The sequence below is a fragment of the Thioalkalivibrio sp. ALE17 genome (assembly GCF_000425605.1).
Classification (GTDB): Bacteria; Pseudomonadota; Gammaproteobacteria; order Ectothiorhodospirales; family Ectothiorhodospiraceae; genus Thioalkalivibrio.
In genome coordinates, this window is the sequence record NZ_AUDT01000003.1 from 282,226 (window position 1) to 301,523 (window position 19,298).

Annotated in this window: 17 protein-coding genes; 6 read left to right on the top strand and 11 right to left on the bottom strand. The window is 68.5% G+C overall.

Going from position 1 to position 19,298, the window contains the following annotated elements; translation table 11 throughout:
* Nucleotides 1–23 precede the first annotated feature (23 nt).
* Nucleotides 24–980 (top strand): matrixin family metalloprotease, encoded by a 957-nt coding sequence (locus H609_RS0104620; protein ID WP_028484409.1) that lies wholly within the window; start codon nt 24–26, stop codon nt 978–980.
* A 45-nt stretch (nt 981–1,025) separates the two neighbouring features.
* Here H609_RS0104620 and H609_RS0104625 read toward each other — a convergent pair whose 3' ends face one another.
* The 3 genes from H609_RS0104625 to H609_RS0104635 form a co-directional block, all read right to left on the bottom strand.
* Nucleotides 1,026–2,324, bottom strand: coding sequence for an OmpP1/FadL family transporter (locus H609_RS0104625; RefSeq protein WP_018875582.1), 1,299 nt, complete (start codon nt 2,322–2,324; stop codon nt 1,026–1,028).
* A gap of 127 nt (nt 2,325–2,451) precedes the next feature.
* Nucleotides 2,452–2,640 carry a DUF3185 family protein gene (locus H609_RS0104630; RefSeq protein WP_018881259.1) on the bottom strand — a complete coding sequence of 63 codons (189 nt, stop codon included), beginning with the start codon at nt 2,638–2,640 and terminating at the stop codon, nt 2,452–2,454.
* A gap of 3 nt (nt 2,641–2,643) precedes the next feature.
* Nucleotides 2,644–2,895: a GlsB/YeaQ/YmgE family stress response membrane protein gene (locus tag H609_RS0104635; RefSeq protein ID WP_018879795.1), complete on the bottom strand. Its 252-nt coding sequence runs from the start codon at nt 2,893–2,895 to the stop codon at nt 2,644–2,646.
* 270 nt (nt 2,896–3,165) lie between these two features.
* On the opposite strand from H609_RS0104635, the gene mltF reads away from it, so the two are divergent.
* The gene (gene mltF, locus H609_RS0104640) at nt 3,166–4,632 is read left to right on the top strand and encodes a membrane-bound lytic murein transglycosylase MltF (protein ID WP_028484410.1); all 1,467 of its coding nucleotides are present in this window, start codon (nt 3,166–3,168) and stop codon (nt 4,630–4,632) included.
* On the opposite strand, the gene H609_RS0104645 is transcribed toward mltF, so the two are convergent.
* The 3 genes from H609_RS0104645 to H609_RS0104655 form a co-directional block, all read right to left on the bottom strand.
* Nucleotides 4,619–5,710: a DUF3524 domain-containing protein gene (locus tag H609_RS0104645; protein ID WP_028484411.1), complete on the bottom strand. Its 1,092-nt coding sequence runs from the start codon at nt 5,708–5,710 to the stop codon at nt 4,619–4,621. The two genes, mltF and H609_RS0104645, sit on opposite strands and share 14 nt — an antisense overlap.
* An 88-nt stretch (nt 5,711–5,798) precedes the next feature.
* Entirely contained in the window at nt 5,799–6,359 is a 561-nt protein-coding gene (locus H609_RS0104650) for a carboxymuconolactone decarboxylase family protein (protein WP_028484412.1), read from the bottom strand.
* Nucleotides 6,349–7,002, bottom strand: a complete 654-nt coding sequence (locus H609_RS0104655; protein ID WP_026280779.1) for a TetR/AcrR family transcriptional regulator — start codon at nt 7,000–7,002, stop codon at nt 6,349–6,351. The genes H609_RS0104650 and H609_RS0104655 overlap by 11 nt, the downstream gene beginning before the upstream one ends.
* 84 nt (nt 7,003–7,086) lie before the next feature.
* Here H609_RS0104655 and H609_RS0104660 point away from each other — a divergent pair, with 84 nt between their 5' ends.
* Nucleotides 7,087–7,800 carry a hypothetical protein gene (locus H609_RS0104660; protein ID WP_038036073.1) on the top strand — a complete coding sequence of 238 codons (714 nt, stop codon included), beginning with the start codon at nt 7,087–7,089 and terminating at the stop codon, nt 7,798–7,800.
* Between the two features lie 27 nt (nt 7,801–7,827).
* Here the strand turns inward: H609_RS0104660 and H609_RS0104665 are convergent, their stop codons facing one another.
* Both H609_RS0104665 and H609_RS0104670 read right to left on the bottom strand, forming a co-directional pair.
* A complete protein-coding gene (locus H609_RS0104665) occupies nt 7,828–11,049 on the bottom strand; it encodes an EAL domain-containing protein (protein WP_028484414.1) in 3,222 nt (1,073 codons plus the stop codon).
* 235 nt (nt 11,050–11,284) lie between these two features.
* A complete protein-coding gene (locus H609_RS0104670; protein WP_018867881.1) occupies nt 11,285–11,599 on the bottom strand; it encodes a high-potential iron-sulfur protein in 315 nt (104 codons plus the stop codon).
* Nucleotides 11,600–11,893: 294 nt separating this feature from the next.
* Here H609_RS0104670 and H609_RS0104675 point away from each other — a divergent pair, with 294 nt between their 5' ends.
* Both H609_RS0104675 and H609_RS0104680 read left to right on the top strand, forming a co-directional pair.
* Nucleotides 11,894–12,436 (top strand): outer membrane beta-barrel protein, encoded by a 543-nt coding sequence (locus H609_RS0104675; protein WP_018875589.1) that lies wholly within the window; start codon nt 11,894–11,896, stop codon nt 12,434–12,436.
* 88 nt (nt 12,437–12,524) lie between these two features.
* Nucleotides 12,525–15,284, top strand: coding sequence for a cation-transporting P-type ATPase (locus tag H609_RS0104680; protein ID WP_028484415.1), 2,760 nt, complete (start codon nt 12,525–12,527; stop codon nt 15,282–15,284).
* Between the two features lie 46 nt (nt 15,285–15,330).
* Here the strand turns inward: H609_RS0104680 and H609_RS0104685 are convergent, their stop codons facing one another.
* The 3 genes from H609_RS0104685 to H609_RS0104695 form a co-directional block, all read right to left on the bottom strand.
* Nucleotides 15,331–17,409 carry a bifunctional diguanylate cyclase/phosphodiesterase gene (locus tag H609_RS0104685; RefSeq protein ID WP_196800895.1) on the bottom strand — a complete coding sequence of 693 codons (2,079 nt, stop codon included), beginning with the start codon at nt 17,407–17,409 and terminating at the stop codon, nt 15,331–15,333.
* Between the two features lie 192 nt (nt 17,410–17,601).
* Complete coding sequence (locus tag H609_RS0104690) at nt 17,602–18,126, bottom strand: cytochrome c (RefSeq protein ID WP_018875592.1); 525 nt, start codon at nt 18,124–18,126, stop codon at nt 17,602–17,604.
* Nucleotides 18,126–18,707 carry a hypothetical protein gene (locus tag H609_RS0104695; protein ID WP_018879804.1) on the bottom strand — a complete coding sequence of 194 codons (582 nt, stop codon included), beginning with the start codon at nt 18,705–18,707 and terminating at the stop codon, nt 18,126–18,128. The genes H609_RS0104690 and H609_RS0104695 overlap by 1 nt, the downstream gene beginning before the upstream one ends.
* A 148-nt stretch (nt 18,708–18,855) precedes the next feature.
* Between H609_RS0104695 and H609_RS14375 the strand changes: the two genes are divergently transcribed.
* Nucleotides 18,856–19,260: a hypothetical protein gene (locus H609_RS14375; RefSeq protein WP_369771875.1), complete on the top strand. Its 405-nt coding sequence runs from the start codon at nt 18,856–18,858 to the stop codon at nt 19,258–19,260.
* The last annotated feature ends 38 nt before the right edge of the window (nt 19,261–19,298 follow it).

Consider the following 19,298-nt stretch of genomic DNA (forward strand, 5'->3'; position numbering starts at 1 on the left):
AGGGTTCACTCGGAGGGAACGCGATGGCATTGCCGTTGTGGCTGGTCGGGGGTGTCGGCGCGCTCGCGCTGGGGGGTGTGCTGTGGCAGGAGGGGCCGTTGCCGGGCTCGTCCGGCGGGCACGCGCACCTGGCCGCGCCGCGCTGCGAGGTGCCGGTCACCCTGCACCTGGCGGGCGTGGATCCGCGCTTCCGCCTGGAGCGCGACGCGGTGCAGACGGCCCTGGATGCGGCCGTCCGGATGTGGGACGGGCAGACGCCGGACGTGCTCTTCCGCCAGCGTGACGACGAGGGTATGCCGGTGCGGCTGGTGTTCGACGAGCGCCAGGCAGGAGCCGAGAGCCGGGACCGTGCCCGCGCGGAACTGGACCGCCTCCAGCGGGGGATCGCCGAGCGCGAGGAGCGCCTGGATCATCGCCACTCGGCGCTGGCGGCGGATGCCGCGGGCTATCAGCGTCATCTCGAGGATTTCCAGGCGCGCCAGCGTGAATACGAGCAGGCGGTGGCCGCCTGGAATGCCGGTCGCATGGCGCACAGCGCGGGGAACCGCGAACGTCTGGAGCGGCAGCGCCGGGCGCTGGACCGCGCCGGTGACGACCTCGATCAGCGCCGGCGCACGCTGGAACAGCGCCGTGACGAGCTCAACCGCGACATCCGGGCACTGGAGCGCGAGATCGATGGGTTCAACGATCGGGTCGCGGGGCTCAACCGCGAGATCGGTACGACCGGGGCCTTCGACATGGCGGTGTACGAGCAGCACGGGGCGCGGCGCTCGATCACCGTGTTCAAGGCGAGTGACGCCGATGAGTTGCGCCTGACGCTGGCGCACGAGCTGGGTCATGCCCTGGGGATCGATCACGTGGACGACCCGGCGGCCGTGATGCATGCGATGCTGGGGGAGGCCAATGCCGGACGGCGCGACCTGAGCGAGGCCGACCGCCGCGCGCTGGCGGCGGCCTGCGACGTGGAGCTTGCGCGGTGAGCGCCAGGGTCGGGCGAATGCCCGGCCCCGGTATCGGTGGCGTTACTAGAAGTGGTAGCGCATGGCGGCGGCCAGTACGTGCACGTGACCCGAGGTGGTGCCCTGCATGTTCACAAAGGTATCCGCCTGTCCATCCCCGCTGGAATCGAAGCCCCGGGTGACGTCCAGGTCCTCGCTGCCGATGTGGATGTAGCTGTAGCCGAAGTCGAAGGTGAAGCGGTCACTGCTGGTTAAGGTGGCTCCGATGGAGAACCAGGTGCGGTCGCCATCCGGAGTGCGTGTGCTGCGGCCGTCGGTCTGGGTCGGGGTCTGGTCATACTGGATGCCGCCGCGCAGGGTCCAGCGCGGGTTCATTTCGTACTCGGCTCCGACCGCCAGGGCGTAGCTGTTGCGGTAGTTCTGTTCCAGCACCTGTTCGTTGCCCTGCGGCAGCTGGATGCGGATCTCGTCGAAGTTCGACCAGTTGAACCAGGTGTACTGAGCCAGGCCGGTCCAGCGGTCATTGAAGCGGTGGCGGATGCCGATGGATGCGATATCAGGCAGCTTCAGGTCGGCCTGCCCGGGCAGCACGGAGACAGGCCCGCCCGCGGGCTCGGTGATGGTCGCCGTGCCGCTCAGGGTGTGGGTGATGCCGTCGCGGTAATGGATGCCGAGGCGGGTGTCATCGCCCAGATCGAACAGCATCCCGATGTTGAAGCCGATATCCCAGTTGTCGCCCTCGAGCTTGAATTCGCCATCGCTGGCGGGCGTGGGCGGGAAGCCGCCGGGGATGGCGCTGCGCAGGGTCGCGTCGGCGTACTGCAGGTCGAGGCCGCCGCCGATGGAGATGCGGTCGGTCAGGTCGAAGGCGATGCTGGGCTGCAGGTTCAGCACCTGCAGGTCGGATTCCAGCGAGTCGTAGCGGGCGAAGAAGTCATCGTTGTATTCGTTCTTCAGGCCGAAGGGCGCGCTGAGGCCAAAGCCCAGCCAGACGCGTTCGGAGTACTGCTCTGCCCAGTACAGGTTGGGGATCGGGGTCGGGTCGTAGGGGTTGTTGCCGTCGCGGCCCTCGTACGGGGCTCCATTGATGGTGGAGCTGCTGCGCCTGACCTTGGCCTCGGGGGCCAGCAGATACACGCCTGCCTGCACCTCGTTGCGTTCCAGGCGGGTCATGCCGGCCGGGTTGAAGTAGATGGTGCTGGCATCGGAGGCGATGGCGGCCTCGCCGGCATAGGCGCGGCCGAGACCGGAGACCCCTTGCTCCTGCAGGTAAAAGCCCGCGGCCAGCAGGGTCGTGGGTGTGGCGAACAGGACGGTGCTGACGGCGGCGGCAAGCGCCAGACGGCGCGAAGGCTTCAAGGTCATGCGGTCTCCCCCTGGTTGTTTTGTTCTGGAGGGAGGCCGCGGTCGGTCTGGCGCACGCGGCGCGGACTCCCCGCAGCGGACACTACCGATTCCGGGGAGATGATGCCAACCGCATCACGTTTTTCGGTCAGGTCACAAGGATCAGGCCCACCAGCGCGGCCATGCCGCCGCCGATCAGCAGCGCGAGGGTGCGCCGGGTAAAGCGGCCGAGGATCAGGCGTGCCGCGCGCTCGCGCATGCCGAAGGCATCCTGCAGGCCCACAATGGCGGCGATCAGGCCCCCGACCAGCAGAATGATTCCAAGGATCTGGGTCATCGGTCAGGCCTTGTGAATCAGCCGGAGCAGGCCCAGCAGAAGTACGGCGCCGACGGTGGCGGCGGCGAGGCTGCCGATCAGCCCGCCGGCCTGGACCCCGAGCTGGGTGAACAGCCAGCCACCGAGGAAGGCCCCGATCACGCCGACCACGATGTTGAGCAGGATGCCCTGCCCGGAGCCGTGCACCAGCAGTCCGGCGAGCCAGCCAGCGATGCCGCCGATGAGCAGGAGGAGGAGAAGGGATTCGATGGCCATGATGTCGCGCTCCTTGCGGGTAACGGAGTGTTGGAGTGTGCCGAGGTCGCTGCGTTCCCCGAAAAGCACGGTGGCGAAGGGTTCGACTGTACAGGGCACGCGGCTGGGCCGCCCACCAGCGGTGGCCTCCGCAAGGGATGGCAACCCCTTCGTCGTGGGTATTTTTGAGAACCATTCCGCAAAACCCTAGTCTCTGTATCGGACATTCATGGATCCGTCATGGACGGGGTCAGCCAATCCGCGCGGCCTGTCGACGGGAAGGAAACCGGAATGCATGAACCGAATGATCGCGCCGCCGCGGGCTGGCGCCCGTCATCCCGCGGACAGGGCCGCGCGCTGCTGCCCGCCGTACTGCTGGCGCTGCTCGCGGGTTGTGGCGCCGAGGACGGGCAATCCGACTCGATGGTCTCGAATGCCAGCGCCGGCGAGCGGCTGGCGCCGGTGGAGGAGACCGGCACGCTGCGCGTAGTGACCCGCAATGCCCCCACCACCTGGTACTTTGACCAGCATCTGGAAGCGGCGGGCACGGAGCATGATCTGGTCGAGGGCTTTGCCCAGGCGCATGGCTGGCAGGTGGAGTGGGTCATGGCCGAATCGGTCTCCGGTGTGCTCGAGACGCTGGCCTCCGGCGAGGCGCATATGGCCGCGGCGGGGCTGACCCATCTCGCCTCACGGGACGAGCGCTTCCGACGCGGCCCCGAGTACATGGAGATCACCGAGCAGGTGGTCTGCCATCGCGACTTCGATGCCATGCCTGAATCGGCGGACGACCTGGGCTCGGTGGATCTGGTGGTCTCGGCCGGCAGCAGCTACGTGGAGACCCTGGAGCAAGTGCTTCCGGAAGCGGCCGGGTTCGAGGTCCGCGAGATCGGTACCGAGCGGCTGATGGCGCAGGTCGCCCGGCAGGAGATCGACTGCACCGTGGCCGACTCGCATATCGTGCGCTACAACCGCCGCTCCTTCCCGCATCTCGACATTGCCTTCGATCTGTCCGAGCCGCGCACCCTGGGCTGGTACGTACAGCCGGACCAGGAGGCGCTGGCTGAACTGGCGGGCGACTGGATGCAAGGTGATGGCGGCCGGGAACTGCGCGAACTCGTGGACGAGCGCTACTACGCCTACATCGATCAGTTCGACTTTGTCGACCTGCGGGCGCTCAACCGGCGCATCGAGGACCGCCTGCCGCAGTACCGGCCGTATTTCGAGGAGGCGGCCGAACGCACCGATCTGCCGGCCGATCTGCTGGCGGCCCTGGCCTACCAGGAGTCGCACTGGGATCCGGAGGCGCGCAGCCCCACCGGTGTGCGCGGTCTGATGATGCTGACGCAGCGCACGGCCGAGTCCCTGGGGGTGGATCGCCTGGACCCGGTGCAGAGCATCGACGGCGGGGCGCGCTACCTGCAGCGCCAGCACGAACTGCTGCCCGACGATATTGACGAGCCCGACCGCACCTACCTGGCGCTGGCGGCCTACAACATCGGCCGCGGGCACCTGCTGGATGCGCGCCGGCTGGCGCGCGAGCTGGGGCGTGATCCGGATCGCTGGGCCGTCATGCGCGAGACCCTGCCGCTGCTGACCGAGGAGCGCTACTACCAGAACCTGCGCTTCGGCTACGCCCGCGGCTACCAGCCGGTGTACTACGTGCAGCGCATTCGCAACTACCGCGACGTGATCCGCCCGGTCTTCGTGGCCGAGGACGAGCTCCCGTCCGACCGGATCGTGGTCAGGCGCGACTGATCCCGGGCCGGCGGGCGTTGCCCGCGACCAGTGCATCCAGCGCCTGCTGCCAGCGCGGTTCCAGCCGAGCCGGCAGCCAGGCGCGCACGTCCGGTGCCGGCGGCGTTCCCTGTTGCAGCCAATGTTGCAGGCGCTCGGTCAGGGCCGCGCCATCGCCGGCGGGATAGCGGCAGATGTCGGGATACTGCTCGCGGTAGGCCAGGGCATCCGGGACCAGTGGCGTCGCCCCGGCGGCCGTGGCCTCCAGTACCGCGAGTCCCTGGAACTCGTGCAGGGCGGTGCTGACGACGATGCCCGCGCGGCCCAGCAGGTCTTCGTATTCCCGGCGCGGCAGCTTGTCATCCGCCACGATGCGGTCCCCGAGGGCGGCGCGCAGTCGCTGCAGGGCCTCGGGGGGTTGCGCGGGCCGCGCCCCCAGCAGGGCGAGCCGGAAGTCCACGCCGGCCTCCCGCAGCCGTAGCAGCGCCTCGACGAACACCTCCGGCGCCTTGTCATACTCCCAGCGGTGATTCCACAGGATCAGGCGCGGATCGCGCGGGTTGTCCGCCGCGGTGGGTGGCGCGACCGGGACGGGCAGGACCTCGCTGCGTGCCTGCAGCCGGGTGCGCAGGCCGTCAGGGACATGATCCGGCATCCGCGAGAGCAGGGCGTCCATGCCATCCAGGAACGAGTCGCGGTTGAAGGCGGAGTTGAAGGCCACGCGGTCCGCCGCCAGTGCCGCGTAGATCTGCACCATCTGGGGGTCCACGGAATCCACCTGGTCGCGGCCGACCGGGTAGGCGAACTGGTTTTCGTGCACGTAGTACAGCGTGGGTGGCCGGGCGAGTGACGGATGCAGGCCGCGCAAGGTGGCCAGGTCCACCATCGAGGTGGCGATGACCGCATCGGCCTCCACGCCCGCGAGCCGGTCCAGCCAGGAGACCGGGTTGCCGCGGATGCGCCAGCGGAAGTGCCGCCCGGGCAGTTCCAGCACCTCCCAGTCGAATTGACCGAAGGTCGTGGTCAGCCAGTCGACCCAGGCGGCGTGACTGTCGGCCCGGTAGGCGGAGAGCAGGAGGATGCGCGAGCGTGGCGGCATGCAGGCGGGCTGGCGGTCGGGAGCGAGGCCCTACCTTGCCGCTGCGCGGTGCATGCCGCAATCGCATCATCGGCTACGGCATGCGCGGTCAACGCGCGGTTGCGCTCCAGCGTTCGCTGGCCATGGGCGCGTCGACCGGGGTGCCGGCGATGTGGTTGGTGTAGTTGGACAGGGTCTTCAGGCCGATCGCCAGGATGACCTCCAGCATCTGCGCGGGAGTGTGCCCGGCGTCCAGAAAGGCCTGCTGGGTGGGCTCGTCAACCCAGCCGCGCTGTTCGAGCATGGCGCGGGTGAACTGGCGCAGGGCCTCCAGCTGAGGGTCGTCGATCACGCGGTCCTCGAGCAGCGCGGCGATGACATGGTCGGGTACGCCGGTCATGCGACCGGTCATGCTGTGTGCGGCCATGCAGTACTCGCATTCGTGGTAGCGGCTGACGGTCAGCAGCAGGACGCCCTGTTCGGTGGGGCTCAGCGACGTCTTCTGCAGCAGGTCGTGGAGCGCCAGGTAGGCCTCGGCCAGGGCCGGCGCGCTGGCCATCTTGCGGATCAGGTTGGGGACCATGCCGAAGGTTTGTTCGGCTCGGTCGAATACGGCTTGCGCCTCCGGGGCGCTAGCGGCGTCGTGCAGGGGGAAGCGTTCATCGCGCATGGGGTACCTCCGGGGGCGGGTGGGTCAGGAGTGTGACCAGCGCCGGGCCCAGGCGCAGAACCGTCGCCGGGTCCTGGTCGGCCTTGGCCATCACCAGGATCCCTTCCATCAGGGCCAGCCACTGTTCGGCCAGCGCCTCGGTGTTGGTATCGCCGGGTAGTTCGCCGTCCTGAACGGCCTCGTCCAATACGGAACGGAAATGGGCGGTGACGGCGTCCAGGTGCCCCCGAATCGCCCGGCGCAGGGTCGCGTTGTGGGTCCCCATCTCCACGGCCAGGTTGCCGAAGGGGCAGCCGGGCAGCTGGCCGGATTCCGCCTGCATGCGGGTCTCGAAGGCGTGGATCGCATGGACGAACGCCTCGATCCGGGCGTGCAGGCCGTTGGCGCCGGCGAGCCCCGGGATCAGCACCTCGCGCTCGAAGTCGGCGTAGAGGGCGTCCAGCATCGCCAGGGTGAGCGCCTCCTTGCCGGGGAAGAAGTGGTACAGGCTGCCCTTGCGCACGCCGGCATGGGCACAGATCTCGGCAATGCCGACGGCGCTGTAGCTGCGACCGACGATCAGTTCGCGCGCAGCCCTCAAGAGTGCGTCGCGGCTGTCGACGCGGGCCCGGTGGGTCGGGGTTGGGGTTGGGGGCGCTGTCATGCCTTTGCACACTAGTTGACCGGTCGGTAAAGTGCAAGGAGCAATCGTCCAGGAGGGCCCAAGCCGATGTCCCGAATTCCCGACATGCATGCAGCCACTGACGCCGCCGGCGTATCCATTCCCGCGGAGTACGCGGACATCTGGGAGGATGACTTTGGTGTGCGTGGCTGGAAGCTGGATCTGCCGGGGCGTGGCGCGGACGTCATCGCGGCGACCCCGTATACCGGCGAGCGTATCCCGACCTCGGTGTTCGTGCATGACATCGTCGACCATCACCTGTGCGGTTTCGCCCTGTCCGGTTATACCGACGAGGCGGGGGCGCTGATTCAGCTGGCGGAACGTACTGGCTCCGATCCGGTGCCGGACTTCGTGCAGATCATCGACGAGGACCTGCTGACGGGCGCCTTCGAAAGTGATGACTGGCGCGAACTGCTGCCCGCGTCGCTGATGGCGGTGGTGGAGGCGGCCTCGGACTCGCGCGCCGGCATGGCCCAACTGCGCGCGCAGTGGGGTGACGGTGTCCTGCGCGCGCTGTGGCTTGCCGGGTTCGTGGCGACGGGCTGGGGGCTCGCGGCGGGCGCGCGCGAGGCCTGGGGGCGTCACGGGCTGGACTACGCCCGCCGCGCCGCGACCGCGCGCGCACTGCAGCGGCTGTTCGAACGGGTGGATGCCACGGTGCTGGATCAGGGCTGGGTCCGCGCGCGGGGCGTGTTCCGGGTCGCCCCTGCGGGGGTGGGGTTTCGCTTCGAGGAGCCGGCCGCGGGCCGCGACGAGTATCTGCCCATCACGGATGACTGAGGGGGCGTGCGCACCCCTTCGGAGTGTTCATGTACGGGCGGTGGGGAGCTCCGGTGACGGGCGGTGCAGGTGGTAGCCCTGGGCCATGTCCACGCCCAGTTCGGCCAGCATCTCCAGGGTCGGGCCGTCTTCCACGCATTCGGCGACGGTCTGCTTGTCGAGGCCCCGGGCGACGTCGACCATCGCGCGGATGAAGGCCTGATTGTCGCGGTTGTTGGGCAGGTCGCGCACGAACATGCCGTCGATCTTCAGGATCTGCACGCCCAGGTACTTGAGGTAGGCGAAGGTGGAGAACCCGGATCCGAAGTCGTCCAGACAGACGGTGCAGCCGGTGTGCTGCAACGCCTCGATGAAGCGCTGGGCATCCTGCATCTCGGAGACCGCCGCGGTCTCGGTCAGTTCGATGATCAGCCGTCGCGGTTCGACCCCCTGCTGTTCCAGCTGGTGGGCGATGTATTGCGGCAGTCCCGGCTCGTCGAAGCTGCGCCCGGAGATGTTGATCGCGATCCCGGGGATGGCCGGGTCCCCGGCCAGTCGGCGGATGCTCTCGCGGATCACCCAGCGGTCGATGTCGAGGATCTGCCCGGTCTTCTCGGCAATCGGGATGAACTGGCCGGGCATGGCGATTTCCTCCGGGGACGCCGGGTCGCGCATGCGTACCAGGGCCTCCATGTGGTGCAGGTGGCCATCGCCGACCGCGTAGATCCCCTGGTAATGCAGCTCGAAGTGTCCCTGCTCCAGCGCGGTGCCGATGCGCTGGCTCCAGGACATCCGTTCCAGCATGTGCTCGGCGGTATTGCGGCTGCGGTCGAATACCGCCCACGTGTTCTTGCCCAGGTCCTTCGCCTGGTACATCGCGGTGTCGGCGTGGGCCACCAGGTCCTCGACGTTGTCGCCATGCTCCGGAAAGTGGGCGATGCCGATGCTGGCGGTGAGCCGGTAGTTCTGGCCGCGGAAGCGGAACGGGATCGCCGAGATCGCGCGGCCCACGCGTTCGGCCAGTTCGATCGGCTCCTGCTCCGACTCGCGATCCACCAGGATAGCGAACTCGTCGCCGCCCAGGCGGGCAAAGATATCCTGACTGCGCACCAGCGCGGCGATCTCGCCGGCGGCGCGCACCAGCACGGTATCCCCGGCCCGGTGGCCGAAGGTGTCGTTGATGGTCTTGAACTCGTCGAGATCGAAGTACAGCAGGGCGAAGCGCCCGTTGCGCCGCCGCTCGCTGTGGATCACGTGTTCCAGGCGTTTCTGGAAGTGATGGCGGTTGTACAGGCCGGTCAGCGCGTCGTGTTCTGCGAGGTAGACCAGTTGCTGGGCGGTCTGGCGCTCGTGCGTCACGTCCTCGTACAGCCACAGTCGACCGATGGAACGCTCGTCGGTGTCGTGGACGGGGTAGGAGACCTGGGTGAGGATGCGCCCGTCGTACAGGTCGACCTCGAAGCGTTCGCTGATCTCGTGGGTATCCAGCACGTGCAGCACGTGGCGCGAGGCGTGATCCGGCCGCGCGAAGCGGTGGGTGGAATGTTCCAGTACCTCGCGCGAGGGACGACCCACCAGTTCCACCTCGCTGCCGATGGCCCACATGCGCCGGAAGGCCGGGTTTACGTATTCCACCCGGCCCTCGCGGTCCTCGAACAGGATGCCGATGCTCATCGCCGAGAGCAGCGCGGCCATGCGCCCCTGCTCTCGCCGGGTCAGTTCCAGCAGGCGCGTTTGCTCGTCGCGCGAGGCTTCCAGTTCGGACAGGGCCTGGAGCAGGGCCTCCTCGTTGCGCTTGCGCTGGGTGATGTCGTGCGAGATCGCCACGTAGCGTGCGGTCTCGCCGCGCGGGGCGACCAGTTGCAGGGAGATCTCGACCGGTACCTCGAAGCCGTCGCGATGGCGATGGCTGGTCTCGAAGCGGAACTGGTCACGCTCGCCGCGGCGCAGCGGCTCGATCAGCTGACGAAAGCGCGGCTCGGGGTAGTCCGGCTTGATGTCATAGGGGTGTAGTTCGAGCAGTTCCTCGCGCGGGATGCCGGTCTGGTCCACCGCGCCCTGATTGACATAGATAAAGCGCAGGGTCTCGACGTCGAACAGGAACACCGCGTCCAGGGTCAGGTCCAGCGTCGAGCGAAAGGACTCCAGTTGGTCGGTCCTGGCCCGGAGCATCTCGCCGGTGGTGACCAGTTCGTCGGCATCGATGACGTGCCCCTGCAGGTACTCGAGGCGCCCGCGGTCGTCGAATATTCCGGCGCCGCGTTCGAATACCCAGCGCTGCCCGCCATTGCGTCCGATCAGACGCCACTGGATCTGGTACTGGCCGTCACGTTGCAGGCCTTCGGAGACCTCGCGCCAGACTCGGTCGCGATCATCGGGGTGCACCAGATCGTTGAAGGTGAGGCGCTCCGCAAAGAACCTTTCGCGCGAGTAGCCGGTGAGTTCCTCCAGGGAACCCTCGACGTTGATTACATCCCAGTCCGGGTTGTTGCGGCAGCGATAGACGAAGCCGTCGAGGGTGTCGAGTACCCGTAGCAGGTCGTCGCCCTGCTGGGTGCCCAGCGAGCGGGTCAGGGTCATCATCCCGATGACGGCGAGGAGGGCGGCGAACATGCGCAGCAGCTGCACCGGCAGTCCGCTCGCCTCCAGGAAGTCGGCATGGGTCGGCAGCCACTCGGGCAGAGCCGGGTCGACAGTGCCCGGAAACGGCGTGATCAGCGCGTAGCCGAGGAAGGCCAGGGCGAGGACGGCCAGGGCCGGGTACTGGCTGGCATGATCGTCGGCGTCGGGGGTGCGCAGGAGGGGCCCCCGCAGCAGAAGCAAGAACGCCAGGCCGGACAGTACGGCCCCCGGAAGGCCGACCAGGTAGCGCCCGCCGTTGGCCAGCCCGCGCGCCGGGTCCTCGGCCATACCGACGAGCAGGAGCACCGCGACCGCGATCAGCGGATAAAGCCACAGGGCGTCGAGGCGCAGGCGCGATGGACTCGCGAGCAGGGCGCGGCGCCCGAACTCCAGAAGCGGCAGGTAGGACAGCAGTTGCCAGGTGGCATTGAGCCATGGGTCGCGCGCCGCCGGATAGTGCAAGCCCGCGGCCTGGAGGAATTCGTAGGCGCCGTGGATCAGGCCGAACAGACCCAGCAGCCAGAAATGCCGGGCGAACGGCAGGGTTCCGTCCCCGCGGGGCAGGACGAGAGCGACTACGCCAAGCGAGAAGAAGGCCAGGCCATAGACCAGGTACAGGACGGTGAATCCGGCGAGCGAGAGATCCATCAGTGGCAACCGCTGGCATTGGCGGGTGCCTCACCGGCGGGGATGCGGGTCAGCCGGGTCAATGGGTCGGACACGCAGTTTCCTTTCGGCCACAGGGCGGAGCCCGCCGGAGCCGGTCTACGAAATCAGGTGTCTAGCTTGCGGGGTTGTGTGGCGGGGATGCAAGCCATGGCCGGGGAGGGCCATGAGAGGGAGTATCCGGCCCGCGGGCGCGGACCGGATATGCGGGCCGGGATCAGGCTCCGACGTATTCGTCGCACCAGCCGTCGGCGTTCACTTGAACGCCCTGGAAGTCGGCGTGGAAGCACTGACCCCACTGGTCATCACCTCCGCCCCAGAAGGCGCAGTTCTTGCACTTCTCGCCTTCGGAGTAGTCCGCGTGGTCGGCGTCGGCCGCATCGTTCACGTAGTTGTGGGCGTGGCCGTCTTCGGCTTTCGTATCGGCCTTGGCCGAGGAGATGCCCACCATGCTGACGACCGGGATGGCCGCCACGGCAGCGGATGCCTGGCGCAGGAACTTACGACGGTTCGCATTCGGTTGATCGGACATGAGGTCCTCCGTTTGCTTTCTGAATGGATGGTTCTTCTTGTTGCCAGTTGGAGCGAACGACGCACGCTGGATACGTGCGGGCTCAACCCCTTCGAGCCCTCGGGCCCTTGAGGGTTCCCTCGATTTTTGCGGGGATCCCCGAAGCCTTCCGGCGATCGTGGTTCGGCAGAGGGGATGCACCGGGGCCGGGAAAAATTCCATGTCGAGCGCCGGGTCCTGCCTGATGTGATGAAGATCGCGTCAGGCTGGTCTACCATTAGAGTTTTCTTATTCATTCGAATCAGGAGGTGCCCGATGCAGTACCGTAAGACGATGGTGATGTTCGCCCTGGGGGCGCTGGCGGCCATGCCGGTGGCCCAGGCCAGTGCGGTGGATCGCGGCATGGAGCCCAGCGTGGCACTGCTGGGCGGTGTGGTCTCGCCGGACCTGTCGGATGCCAGCAGCGATGGTGCCTACGGGGTCGAGATCGGCGCCAACTGTCAGTTGTTCCAGCCGGCCACCGGCGTGCTGCGCCATCATCTGAGCGTGAGCCGTTACAGCGACGACCCGCTCAAGATGACCAGCGCCGAGGTGAACAGCCACTGGATGTTCGAGCCGAACGAACGGCTGTCGCTGGGCTTTGGTCCCGGCATCGGCTACGTGCGGGCCAAGCTGGATGACGACCGCAATGGCCTGTGGGCGGCCCAGCTGGGTGGCAGCCTGAAGTACCAGCTGGACCGGCAGTGGTTTCTGGGGCTGGAGGCGCGTTACCAGTTCACCGAGAGTGACCGCTTCGACGGCCGTCGCGCCGATGCCGACAACATGCGCGTGATGGGCAAGGTGGGCATGCAGTTCTGATCCGGCGGGTTGCCCGGCGTTCGGGGCCTTGCCGGCCCCCGGGCGCCGGGCGACGATAGGGCGACGTTGACACAGCAGGGCGTTGCCCATGACCGATACCCCCGACCCTACCGATCCGGGTGACAACCGGGAGACCCCCGCCTGGCACAGCCGGTCCGCGGATGATGCGCTGGAGCACTGGGGCTCCGCCCGCGAGGGGCTGTCGGCGGTCGTGGCCGAGGAACGTCTGGCGCACTTTGGCCCCAATCAGTTGCGTCCCCCGGAGCGGGCGGGCGTAGTCCGGCGCTTCCTGCGCCATTTTCACAACGTACTGATCTACATCCTGCTGGTCGCGGCGCTGGGGACGGCGCTGCTCGGGCACTGGGTGGATACCGGCGTGATCCTGGCCGTGGTCCTGATCAATACGCTGATCGGGTTCGTCCAGGAGGGCAAGGCGGAGAAGGCCCTGGATGCCATCCGTCGCATGCTGTCCCCGCGCGCGGTGGTAACGCGCGCAGGCGAGCGTCGCGAGATCCCGGCCGAGGAGCTGGTGCCCGGCGATATCGTGCACCTGCAGGCCGGTGACCGGGTGCCCGCCGACCTGCGGCTGTTCGAGACCAAGAACCTGCGCCTGGAAGAGGCGGTCCTGACCGGCGAGTCGGTGGCGGTCGAGAAGGATACCGCCACGGTGGAACGGGAGGTCGACCTTGGGGACCGGCGCGGCATGGCCTTCTCCGGGACGCTGGTGGCCTTTGGCCGCGGTGCGGGCGTTGTCGTGGCCACCGGCGAGCATACCGAGATCGGACGCATCTCCACCATGCTCGGCGAGGTCGAGGGGCTGGAGACGCCGCTGGTCCGGCAGATGGAACAGTTCGGTCACTGGCTGGCGGCCGTGATCGTGGTCATCGCGGCGGCGACCTTCGCCTTCGGTTACTGGGTGCGCAGCTATCCGCTGGACGAGATGTTCCTCGCGGCGGCGAGCCTGGCGGTGTCCACCATCCCCGAGGGCCTGCCCGCCATCATGACCATCGCGCTGGCCATTGGGGTGCAGAAGATGGCGCGGCGCAATGCGATCATCCGGCGCCTGCCGGCGGTCGAGACCCTGGGGTCGGTCTCGGCCATCTGTTCCGACAAGACCGGCACGCTCACCCGTAACGAGATGACGGCGCAGACGCTGCGCACGGCCACCCGGGAGATCCTCGTCAGCGGCGTGGGCTATGCGCCGCAGGGGCAGTTCTCCGAGGACGAACGGGATCTGGACCCGGACGAGGACCCGCTGTTGCGCGAGGTGCTGCGGGCGGGGCTGCTGTGCAATGACGCCCGGCTCTACCAGAAGGATGGCGACTGGGTGATGGAGGGCGACCCGACCGAGGGCGCCCTGATTACCCTGGCGCAAAAGGCCGGGCTGGACCCGCGCCTGGAAGGCGAACGCCTGCCGCGCACCGACGTGATCCCGTTCGAGTCGGATCATCGCTACATGGCGACCCTGCACCACGACCACGACGGTCACGCCCGCATCTTCCTGAAGGGGGCGCCCGAGCGCGTGCTGGAGCTTTGCAGCGAGCAGCAGGTCGATGGCGAGACCCGCGAGGCGCTGGATGGCGAGCGCTGGCACGTCGCCATGGAGGCCGTGGCGGCCCGCGGTCAGCGCCTGCTGGCCGTGGCCGTGCGCGATACCGAACCCGATCACGGCGAGCTGCGTTTCGATGATGTCGAGGCCGGTGGTTTTACCCTGCTTGCCCTGCTGGGGATCATCGACCCGCCACGCGACGAGGCGATCCGCGCGGTGGCCGAGTGCCGCGCGGCCGGAATCGACGTCAAGATGATCACCGGCGACCACCTGGCGACCGCCCGGGCGATCGGCGAGCAGCTGGGCCTGGGCCGCGATGCCGAGGCGCGGGCCGGTCACGAGCTGGATGCCCTGGACGAGGGGGCGCTGGCCGAAACCGCGGAGCGTACGGACGTCTTTGCGCGGACCTCGCCGGAACACAAGCTGCGGCTGGTGCGTGCCCTGCAGCAGGGCGGGCGTATCGTGGCGATGACCGGCGACGGGGTGAATGATGCCCCGGCCCTGAAGCGGGCGGATGTCGGCGTGGCCATGGGGGGCAAGGGGACCGAGGCGGCCAAGGAGGCCTCCGAGATGGTCCTGGCGGACGACAATTTCGCCTCCATCGCGCATGCGGTGGAGGAGGGCCGGACGGTCTACGACAACATCCGCAAGGCCATCCTGCATATGCTGCCGACCAATGCCGGGCAGTCGCTGACCATCATGATGGCGATCCTGATGGGGCTGGCGTTGCCGCTCACCCCGGTGCAGGTGCTGTGGGTCAACATGGTGACCTCGGTGACCCTGGCCATGGCGCTGGCCTTCGAGAAGGCCGAGCCGGGCGTGATGCAGCGCCCGCCACGGGCGCCGGACACGCCCCTGTTGTCCGGGTTCCTGCTCTGGCGCATCCCGTTCGTGGCGTTGCTGCTGTGGGCCGGGACCTTCGGGCATTTCGTCTACATGGAGACCCTGGCTGGGGTGGCCGACGAGGTCGCGCGTACCGTGGCGATCAATACCCTGGTGGCCGGGCAGGCCTTCTACCTGCTGAACCTGCGTCTGATCCATCAACCGGTGCTGCCGGGCGGCGAGCTGTTCCGCTCGCGCGCGATGTGGCTGGCCATCGGGGTCCTGGTGCTGCTGCAGCTGGCGTTCACCTACGTGCCCGTAATGCACACCCTGTTCGGGACCACCGCCATCGGCGCGGACGACTGGGCGCGCATCCTGGCCTTTGGCCTGGCGGTGTTCGTGATCGTGGAACTGGAAAAGCTGGTGGTGCGCCAGGTGCTGGCACGCCGGCGCGGGGTGTTGCCGCGCGCCGTCTGACCGAACGCGCGCGGGTCGGGCAGAGCGCGTTTCCCGGAGCCCCGGCTCAGTGGGCCGGCGGGCGCGGCATGGTTCCGCCGAGCAGGGCGGTTGCACCCGCGGCGTCCACCGGGGGCGAGTAGTAATAGCCCTGCGCCAGCGAGCAGCCGAGGGCGCGCAGCGTGGCGGCGTGGGTGTGGCTTTCCACGCCCTCGGCCACGGCCTCGAGCCCGAGATTGCGGGCCATGTGGATCACGGTCTGCACCAGGCGCTGGCTGTATTCGTCGCGATCCAGGCCGGCCACGAAGCTGCGGTCGATCTTGAGGATATCCAGTGGCAGGCGGTGCAGGTAGCTGAGCGAGGAGTAGCCGGTGCCGAAGTCGTCCATCGCCAGGCTGATGCCCAGGGCCTTCAGCCGGTGCAGGGTCTCGATCAGTTCGTCCAGGTTGCCGAGGGTGGCCGTCTCGGTAATCTCCAGGCGCACCTGCGCGGCCGGGGCGCCGGTGCCTTCCAGGATGGTCTGCACGTCCCCCACGAGTTCCGGGCGGGTGAGCTGACGGGCGGAGAGGTTGGTGCTGATGGTCAGGGGCGTTCTCGCCCCGTCCGCGTTCCACTCCACCAGCTGGCGGCAGGCAGTGTAGAGGACCTGCATGTCGATCAGGTGCACCTGCCCGGTGTCCTCCGCGATCGGGATGAAGTGATCGGGCGGCACCAGTTCCCCGTTGCGCTCCCAGCGTACCAGGGCCTCGAAGCCGGTGATCCGCTCCTCGCCGAGCGACATGATGGGCTGGAAGTGGACGCGGAAGTCGCCGCGTTCCACCGCCAGGCGCAGGTCGGTCTCCAGCGCCAGGCTTTGCAGGGCCTGCGTCTGCATGCCCGGGTCGCAGAACTCGCACCGGGCCTTGCCGAGTGACTTCGCGCGGTACATCGCCATGTCCGCCTCGCGCATCAGGTCATCCGGTGTGGCCGGACGGGCCGGGTCGTCCGTGTCTCCGGGCGCCTGGATCGGGCAGCTCTGGCCGTAGGGCCGGGTCGCGATGCCGATGCTGACGGTGACATAGACGTCCTGCCCGGCGATGGAGAACGGCTCGTGCAGCACGGCCTGCAGGCGCTCGGCCACGCGCAGGGCATCCACCGGCTCGTGCAGGCCCTCCAGCAGGATGGTGAACTCGTCGCCACCCAGCCGCGCAAGGGTGTCGTCCGGGCGGTTGGCCTCGTCCCCCTTGGGGCGCGAGACCGTGTCGTTCTGGCGCAGCGCGGTCAGCAGGCGCTGGCCCACGCGCACCAGCAGCTCGTCGCCGGCCGGATGGCCCAGGCTGTCGTTGACGACCTTGAAGCGGTCGATGTCCACGAACAGCACCGCGAACAGGTTGAAGGGCTCTCGCGTGGCACGGGCGATCGCGTGCGCCAGCCGGTCGTGGAACAAGCGCCGGTTGGGGAGGCCGGTCAGCTGGTCGTGGGAGGCGTTGTGGAGCAGGCGTTCCTCGTGGCGGTTGCGCTCGATCACGCGGCCGAGCTGCACGCCGATCTGCCACATCAGCCAGAGCAGGTCGGGGTCGGTGGTGGTGGGCTCGGTGGCGAAAAATTCGAGGACACAGGCCACCTCGTGGCCGACCATGACCGGGAAGGCGAAGCCGGAGTGCAGGCCGCTGGCCGTTGCCTGAGGCGCGCGCGGGAAGTTGTCGTCCGCCGCGAGATCCTCGATCCACGCGGGCTCGCCGTGGTCCAGCACACGGCCGGGCAGCCCCTCGCCGGGGCCGAAGCTCGTGTTCTCGGTGCTGTCGCGAAAGGCGGTGAAGGGCTCAGCAGAGGCGAGATGCCAGATGCCGGTGGGGTCTAGCTGGCTGTGGCCACTGTGTTGGTTCGGTCGGGCCAGGTAGGCATGCCCCACCGGCCAGTCCAGGTAGCGTCCGATCGCGGCCAGCGCCGCGCGCAGTACATGCGCGATGGAGTCGGACTGGTTCGCGGTGGAGGCAATGGTGTTGAGCAGCTCGATCTGCTGCTGCTTCGCGTAGACGTCCTGCAGCCGGGTCTCGGCCAGCGTCTCGGCGCGGCGGCGAGCCGCGCGTTCCTGCTCGACCAGGGTCTGCAGGCGGTCGCGTTCGCTATCCGTCGCGAAGTCGCGCGCGCGTCGGTTCACGCGCACCCCCCGTGGGCGAGGCAAATTGTGCGCGTCCGAGGCCTGCGCGTCTGGGTGTACTGCATGGGCCACTCCCGGCCGTCATGATTGCGCTGCGTCCCTTGCCAGCCGGTATGCGCGGTGGCGTCTCATCCGAAAGACGCCTCCGTGGCCCGTGCCATTCCGTGCGCATTGTAGGGCCCCGGCATGCGCGCCGCATCATTCGTCGGGATGGGTGACCCAGGGTTCGCCCATGGCCTCCTCCCAGTCCGCCTGGGTGGGATGGTTGCGGTCGTAGCGTTTCCAGGCCTCGAAGATCTCGTCCGGCCAGTGTGACTGCAGCCAGGCGATGATCGCCTCGACGTCCGCCTCCGACAGGGTGTCCTCGAAGCTGGGCATGGCGCCGCCGCGCGCCTCGGCGCCATAACGGATCATGTCCTTCAGCTGCCAATAGGGGTGGTGCCAGGTGTGGGCGCTGCCATCCAGCGGGGGCGGCGGCAGGGTACCGTCCGGGTTGCGCTGGCGCCAGTTCTCGGCGCCCTCGCGCTGGGCCCCGTGGCAGGCGATGCAGTGCTCCTGATAGAGCCGTTCCCCGCGCTGCAGGATCTCCGGGTCGGTGGTGCGTTCGAGGTGGTCGGGGGTGCCGGAGGCCCCGCCGAAGCCGTCGCAGCCCGCCAGCGTGGCAGCGGACAGGAGCAGCACCGCACCGGCGAAACCGGCGCGGAGGGTACGCGGGTCCGGCATCAGTCCTGAACGTCCGGCTCGCCGGTGCCGTCGGCCGGCGCGTCGTCCCCGCGGAAGGCGTCGCGTACCGAGCCCCAGGCCTTGCGCGAGCCGTCACGGATGCCGCCCCAGGCGTCGCGGGCGCCATCGCGCACCCCGCCCCAGGCGCCGGAGGAGCGCTCGCGCATCTCGCCCGACCATTCGGCCAGGCGGTCCCGTTCCTCGACCAGGCCGTCATAGGCCCGTTCGCGGCGCTCGCGGGTGGCGTCGCTCAGGTCGTCCCAGCCCTCGCGGATGTTGTTGCCCAGGCGGCTCAGTTCGCGGTCCATCGCGTCCAGGGTCTCGCGGGTACGGGAGCGGGTGGCCTCGCCGGCCTCCTCGCCTTCCTCCTGGAGTTCCTCGCGGGTCTCGGCCCAGGACTCGCGCAGTTCCTCCATCTCGCTGGCGGTGGCATCGTCCTCCATGGCGGCATCCGATTCGTCGGTGGCCGTGGGTTCGTCCCCTGCGTGGGTGTCGTGATCGGCGGCATACAGGGGGCTTGCGGCCAGCATCAGACCGCACAGCCCGGCGAGCAGGATGGGGCGCACTTCGAGCAGGTTCATGTCGGGTCCTCCGGGGTGCCGCGGGGCGGCTGACCAATGATGTTGATCTCTCATGGTAGGACGTTTCGCGCTCCGGTATGTTTCCAGGCAGCGGATGATTTGCGAGGCAGTCCACGTGATGTACTGGAGAAGGCAGGTTGCAGGGGGTGTGCTGGCGCTGCTTCTGGCGGGTTGCGCCACGTCGACCCCGGATCCGGGCGATGACGGCACGTCCGCGGGGTTGCCCGAAGGATGGGAACCCGCGCCGACGGCCTTCGAGGCCCAGGCGGTGCCATCGCTTGAGCCGAGGGTGATGCCGGGTGCCGCGGTGATGGAGTGGTTCGCGGCCAGTGGCTGGAAATCCGGCCTGGCCGTCGACTACGCGGGGCTGGAGATCGACCAGCCGCGCCCGGAACGCGCGGAGGTCCGCCTGACCGGGCTGCGTGATGATGCCGTCGAGGCCTACGAATTCCGGCTGGAGCTGGACGAGACGGAGGCGGGCTGGGTGGTGCGCACGGTGGAACGCCGGGCCATCTGCCGCCGCGGCCTCGCCGACAGCGGCCTCTGCCTGTAACGCTTCGTGGAGGATATGCGCAGGGAAAAGAATATTCA

Coding starts and splice junctions, on each gene's coding strand:
- H609_RS0104620 (WP_028484409.1), top strand. CDS start 24: ATGGCATTGCCGTTGTGGCTGGTCGGGGGTGTCGGCGCGCTCGCGCTG.
- H609_RS0104625 (WP_018875582.1), bottom strand. CDS start 2,324: ATGACCTTGAAGCCTTCGCGCCGTCTGGCGCTTGCCGCCGCCGTCAGC.
- H609_RS0104630 (WP_018881259.1), bottom strand. CDS start 2,640: ATGACCCAGATCCTTGGAATCATTCTGCTGGTCGGGGGCCTGATCGCC.
- H609_RS0104635 (WP_018879795.1), bottom strand. CDS start 2,895: ATGGCCATCGAATCCCTTCTCCTCCTCCTGCTCATCGGCGGCATCGCT.
- mltF (WP_028484410.1), top strand. CDS start 3,166: ATGCATGAACCGAATGATCGCGCCGCCGCGGGCTGGCGCCCGTCATCC.
- H609_RS0104645 (WP_028484411.1), bottom strand. CDS start 5,710: ATGCCGCCACGCTCGCGCATCCTCCTGCTCTCCGCCTACCGGGCCGAC.
- H609_RS0104650 (WP_028484412.1), bottom strand. CDS start 6,359: ATGCGCGATGAACGCTTCCCCCTGCACGACGCCGCTAGCGCCCCGGAG.
- H609_RS0104655 (WP_026280779.1), bottom strand. CDS start 7,002: ATGACAGCGCCCCCAACCCCAACCCCGACCCACCGGGCCCGCGTCGAC.
- H609_RS0104660 (WP_038036073.1), top strand. CDS start 7,087: ATGCATGCAGCCACTGACGCCGCCGGCGTATCCATTCCCGCGGAGTAC.
- H609_RS0104665 (WP_028484414.1), bottom strand. CDS start 11,049: ATGGATCTCTCGCTCGCCGGATTCACCGTCCTGTACCTGGTCTATGGC.
- H609_RS0104670 (WP_018867881.1), bottom strand. CDS start 11,599: ATGTCCGATCAACCGAATGCGAACCGTCGTAAGTTCCTGCGCCAGGCA.
- H609_RS0104675 (WP_018875589.1), top strand. CDS start 11,894: ATGCAGTACCGTAAGACGATGGTGATGTTCGCCCTGGGGGCGCTGGCG.
- H609_RS0104680 (WP_028484415.1), top strand. CDS start 12,525: ATGACCGATACCCCCGACCCTACCGATCCGGGTGACAACCGGGAGACC.
- H609_RS0104690 (WP_018875592.1), bottom strand. CDS start 18,126: ATGCCGGACCCGCGTACCCTCCGCGCCGGTTTCGCCGGTGCGGTGCTG.
- H609_RS0104695 (WP_018879804.1), bottom strand. CDS start 18,707: ATGAACCTGCTCGAAGTGCGCCCCATCCTGCTCGCCGGGCTGTGCGGT.